7 protein-coding genes and 1 pseudogene are annotated in these 3,953 nt (G+C 70.1%); 3 read left to right on the top strand and 5 right to left on the bottom strand.

Annotation, left to right across the window (positions count from 1 at the left end; genetic code table 11):
* Together BN903_RS14465 and BN903_RS14460 are read left to right on the top strand one after the other, a co-directional pair.
* Positions 1 to 339 (top strand): annotated as a pseudogene (locus BN903_RS14465) (cell division protein); the annotation flags it as partial.
* A gap of 90 nt (positions 340 to 429) precedes the next feature.
* Positions 430 to 1,128, top strand: a complete 699-nt coding sequence (locus BN903_RS14460; protein WP_048078398.1) for a phosphoglycerol geranylgeranyltransferase — start codon at positions 430 to 432, stop codon at positions 1,126 to 1,128.
* Positions 1,129 to 1,155: 27 nt separating this feature from the next.
* Here the strand turns inward: BN903_RS14460 and BN903_RS14455 are convergent, their stop codons facing one another.
* Together BN903_RS14455 and BN903_RS14450 are read right to left on the bottom strand one after the other, a co-directional pair.
* Positions 1,156 to 1,521 carry a hypothetical protein gene (locus BN903_RS14455; RefSeq protein WP_048078397.1) on the bottom strand — a complete coding sequence of 122 codons (366 nt, stop codon included), beginning with the start codon at positions 1,519 to 1,521 and terminating at the stop codon, positions 1,156 to 1,158.
* 103 nt (positions 1,522 to 1,624) lie between these two features.
* The gene (locus BN903_RS14450; RefSeq protein WP_048078396.1) at positions 1,625 to 2,269 is read right to left on the bottom strand and encodes a riboflavin synthase; all 645 of its coding nucleotides are present in this window, start codon (positions 2,267 to 2,269) and stop codon (positions 1,625 to 1,627) included.
* 108 nt (positions 2,270 to 2,377) lie between these two features.
* Here BN903_RS14450 and BN903_RS14445 point away from each other — a divergent pair, with 108 nt between their 5' ends.
* Positions 2,378 to 2,677 carry a hypothetical protein gene (locus BN903_RS14445; protein WP_048078395.1) on the top strand — a complete coding sequence of 100 codons (300 nt, stop codon included), beginning with the start codon at positions 2,378 to 2,380 and terminating at the stop codon, positions 2,675 to 2,677.
* Between the two features lie 39 nt (positions 2,678 to 2,716).
* On the opposite strand, the gene BN903_RS18250 is transcribed toward BN903_RS14445, so the two are convergent.
* The 3 genes from BN903_RS18250 to BN903_RS14435 form a co-directional block, all read right to left on the bottom strand.
* Entirely contained in the window at positions 2,717 to 3,220 is a 504-nt protein-coding gene (locus BN903_RS18250; RefSeq protein WP_228841119.1) for a BGTF surface domain-containing protein, read from the bottom strand.
* The gene (locus tag BN903_RS18245) at positions 3,217 to 3,669 is read right to left on the bottom strand and encodes a hypothetical protein (RefSeq protein WP_228841118.1); all 453 of its coding nucleotides are present in this window, start codon (positions 3,667 to 3,669) and stop codon (positions 3,217 to 3,219) included. Before BN903_RS18245 ends, BN903_RS18250 begins: the two co-directional genes overlap by 4 nt.
* Before the next feature lie 72 nt (positions 3,670 to 3,741).
* Positions 3,742 to 3,953: Xaa-Pro peptidase family protein (locus tag BN903_RS14435; protein WP_048078394.1), on the bottom strand; the 212-nt coding region annotated here is incomplete at its 5' end.

Genomic DNA, 3,953 nt, shown 5'->3' with positions numbered 1-3,953 from the left:
CGCAGCGCGGTGATGACCGGGCTCTCGCTGCCGAGCGCCACCGACGCGGACGCCGCGCTCGTCGCGGTTGCCGGCGATCCGGACCGGATCTCCCGGAAGGGCGCGGAAAAGGCCCGAAAGTGGCTCCAAGAGGAGACTGGATCGATGCAGGTTCGCGGCGGCGACTTCCCGCTCGACTCCGACCGGATCGCGGCCCTCGTCCTTCTCGCGGGCGTCGAGCGGTCCCAGCGCGTCGAGGCGTTCTTGGAGCGCGCCCGGCAGGCCGTCCGCGACGAGCGCGAGGAGAAACCGGACCCCGCGGCGGCGTTCGAGAACGACGAGATAGACGACCTGCTGTGAGCGGCCGGCGGGCGAGTCCGCCGGCGAGCGCGCCCCGGCCGGCGAGACAGGTTCCGCACCTTTTGGTGTCGCCCGGCCGACTCTCGCCCGATGACCAACCCGTGGGACGACTGGGACCACGTGCTGAAGGTCGACCCCGACAAGGACCTGCGGCCGGGTGAGACCTTCGAGGACGTCTGCCGGACCGGGACGGACGCGATCGAGATCGGCGGGACCCTCGACGTCACCGCGGAGAAGATGACCCGCGTCGTCGACGCCGCCGCGGAGTACGACGTGCCGCTGTACCAGGAGCCGTCGAACCCGGGCGTCGTGATCGACTCGCCAGCGCTCGACGGCTACCTGATCCCGACCGTGTTCAACGCCGGCGGTCCCTTCTGGATCACCGGCGCGCACAAGGAGTGGGTCCGCATCGACGACCTCGACTGGAGCCGGACGCACACCGAGGCGTACATCGTGATGAACCCCGAGGCGTCGGTCGCACAGCTGACCGAGGCCGACTGCGACCTCAGCGCCGACGACGTGGCGGCGTACGCGAAGGTGGCCGAGCGCATGTTCGGCCAGGAGATCGTCTACGTCGAGTACTCCGGCACGTTCGGCGACACCGAGAAGGTCGCAGCCGCCGCGGACGCCTTAGACGACGCCACGCTCTTCTACGGCGGCGGCATCCACGACTACGAATCGGCCAACGAGATGGCCGCCCACAGCGACGTGATCGTCGTCGGCGACCTGCTCCACGACGAGGGCATCGACGCCGTCCGCGAGACGGTCGAAGGCGCGAAGGACGCCTGATCGACCGCGACTCGGCCGTCCGACGATCTACTCCTCGGCCCCTGCGTCTTCGGCGGCCGGTGGTTCGACCGGGACGATCTCCGTGTCCGGTGCGCCGAGCGGGCTGTCCGAACCCGTGAGCCACGCGGAGAGGTAGACCGCACAGGCCGCGACCACCGCGACGAGCAACTGGAAGGTGAACGCGCCGTAGACGATCGTCACGGCGATCGTCGCGCGAGCGAGCGTCCGCCGGCCGGTGCCGTCGCGAGCCACGAGCGCCGCGGTGACGAGAGCTGACAGTCCGACGCCCAAACCCGGGAGGAGTTGCCGCGAAACGGCGCCCGCGTACAGCGGGACCACGACGCCGACCGCGACCAGTGCCGCCACGAGACCGGTGTGTTCGTTGGAGGGCATCCGTCAGTCGACTCGCCCATCACGCACTTAAATCACGGTCTCCGGATCCCGCGACGGACCGGACTACCGCTCCGGCGGGCGGCCGCTCACCGCGCCGCGGCGTTCAGTCGTCTCCGCCGACCATGTTCTCGACGTACTTCGCGATCACGTCGACCTCCAGATGGATCGGGTCGCCGACGGACTTCGCCGACAGCGTCGTCAGGTCGTACGTCGTCGGAATGACCGCGACGTCGAACTCGCCGTCGCGCTTCTCGGCGACGGTCAGCGAGATCCCGTCGAGCGTCACGGAGCCCTTGTCGACGAGGTAATCGTCGTGTCCCTCCGGGATCGAGAAGGTGAACCGCCAGTCCTCGCCGACGCGCTCGATCGCGGTCACCTCGCTCACGGTGTCGACGTGGCCCTGTACGACGTGGCCGTCGAATCGGCCGTCGGCGGGCATCGCGCGCTCGACGTTGACCGCGTCGCCCTCGCGCACCTCGCCGAGGTACGTCTTCGCGACCGTCTCGCTCGCGAGGAACACCTCGAACCAGTCGGAGTCGCCGGTCGAGCCGTCGTCGGGCGCGCCGTCACCCCCGCCGACGCCGTGCTCCTCGACGGTGAGACAGACGCCGCTCACGCTGATCGACTGGCCGCGGGCGAGGTCGTCGAACCCCTCGACGCCGTCGACCCCGATCTTCAGCCGGAGCCCGTCGTCGGTCTCGGTCCGCGCGCGGACCGCGCCGGTCCCCTCGACGATGCCGGTGAACATACCGGAACTGGGGGCGGGCGACGGATATCGGTTCTGCTCCGACCGCCGCGTTCCCCTCGCGACGCCCCGCCGCGCCGCTTTTGACCCCCGGCCGCCAACGGGAACGCAATGAGACTCGGAGTGCTGGACATGATCGGGTTGGCGGCCTCGCTGATCTTCGCGCTCCCGCTCGCGAACTACGCGATCGTCCGGGTGATCGCCGGCGAGATCGCGCTCGGCTCCGGGTTGTTGGTCGTCGCGGTCGCGATGGTCGTCCTGCCGCAGTACTTCCTCGATCCCGCCCAGATCCTCCGGCGACTGCTCTCCGGACTCCTCCCCCGACAGCTCCGCGGCGACGACGCGGCGGCTCCCGAGACGGAAGACGGCTCTCAGTCCGTCGCGGTCGGAAGTGACTCCGACGAGCGCTGACCGCGTGTCGGTCTCGGGCGGGGGACAGCCCGGACGCCTTTACTCCCGAATCCGAGCGACGAGCGCGGCGCAGAGAAGCGCCAGCGCGGCGACGACGGGACCGAAACCGGGAGCCTCGTCTCCGGTGTCCCCACTTCCGGGAGCGTCGACGTCGTCGACCACGAGTACGTCGCGTGTCACCGACTCGTCGGCGTCTCCGTCACCGCGGACGGTCAGGGTCGCGCGGTCTCCGGGTTCGGTGACGCTCGCGTCGAACGTCGCGGTCGCCTCCCCGTCGGTCACCGTCGCCTCCCGGGTCTTGATGAACTCCGTGCTCGCGTTGCCGGCCGACCGGAGTCGCACCTCGACGGGCGTCCCGTCGTCGAGGTCGACGGGCACTGTGACGACGGTCGCGCGCGGTTCGATGAGGACGTCCGCGTCCTCGACGGTCGCGTCGGTGACGGCCTCGACTGCGTCCTCGACGCCATCGTCGCTCTCGGTCGTCTCGACCATCAGCGTGCCGACGTCGACCGGTTCGCTCCCGTTGCCGACGAACACCCTCACGTCGTAGGCTCCGGGAGCGGGGGTTCGCCGAGGTCGGTCTCGCCGTCGAGTTCGACGCCGCCCCTGTCGGCGGTCAGCGGGTCACCGCCGTCGCCCGCCGCGGCATGGTCGTACGTGAGTCTCGTGACGCCGTCGCCGTCCGGCGTCACCGTCCCTCGGAGTTCGTATCCGGAGTCGTCCTCGTTGCCGACGACGACCTCGAACGACTCCACGCCCTCGCTCTCGACGGCGATTTCGGTGGTACCGTTCTCGCCTACGGTGACGACGTCCTCGTCGAGCTCCGCCGCTCCGTCGGCGGCGACGGCACCGGTCCCGACGATTCCGACGCCGACGAGTGTGAACGCAGCTATGAGGTGCGTTAGAGCGGTCGGGAACCCCTTCGTCACGGTGCGCCAGATCGGCTCGGACCCGGCGGGATCGCCGGCTCCGGTGGAGGACTCGGATCGCATGCGTCTCGACCGTCGGTCGGCAGGGAAAAAGCCGCGCCGATAGCGCAAAGAGCGGTCGTAGTCATCGGTCGGTCACTCGCGGGCCTGCGGAACGACCCCGAACGGGTACTCGGCGAGCAGCTCGTACCCCTCGTCGGTGACGAGAATCAGGTCTTCCAGCCTGACGCCGCCGACCTCGGGGTCGTAGACGCCGGGTTCGATCGTCACGACGTGGCCCGGCCGCAGCTCGCCCGGACCCGACAGCGACGGCGACTCGTGAAGGCTCACGCCGACGCCGTGGCCGG

The organism is Halorubrum sp. AJ67 (assembly GCF_000513435.1).
This window is presented reverse-complemented; position numbering and strand designations above follow the sequence as displayed.

Coding starts and splice junctions, on each gene's coding strand:
- BN903_RS14450 (WP_048078396.1), bottom strand. CDS start 2,269: ATGTTCACCGGCATCGTCGAGGGGACCGGCGCGGTCCGCGCGCGGACC.
- BN903_RS18245 (WP_228841118.1), bottom strand. CDS start 3,669: ATGCGATCCGAGTCCTCCACCGGAGCCGGCGATCCCGCCGGGTCCGAG.
- BN903_RS14455 (WP_048078397.1), bottom strand. CDS start 1,521: ATGCCCTCCAACGAACACACCGGTCTCGTGGCGGCACTGGTCGCGGTC.
- BN903_RS14460 (WP_048078398.1), top strand. CDS start 430: ATGACCAACCCGTGGGACGACTGGGACCACGTGCTGAAGGTCGACCCC.
- BN903_RS14445 (WP_048078395.1), top strand. CDS start 2,378: ATGAGACTCGGAGTGCTGGACATGATCGGGTTGGCGGCCTCGCTGATC.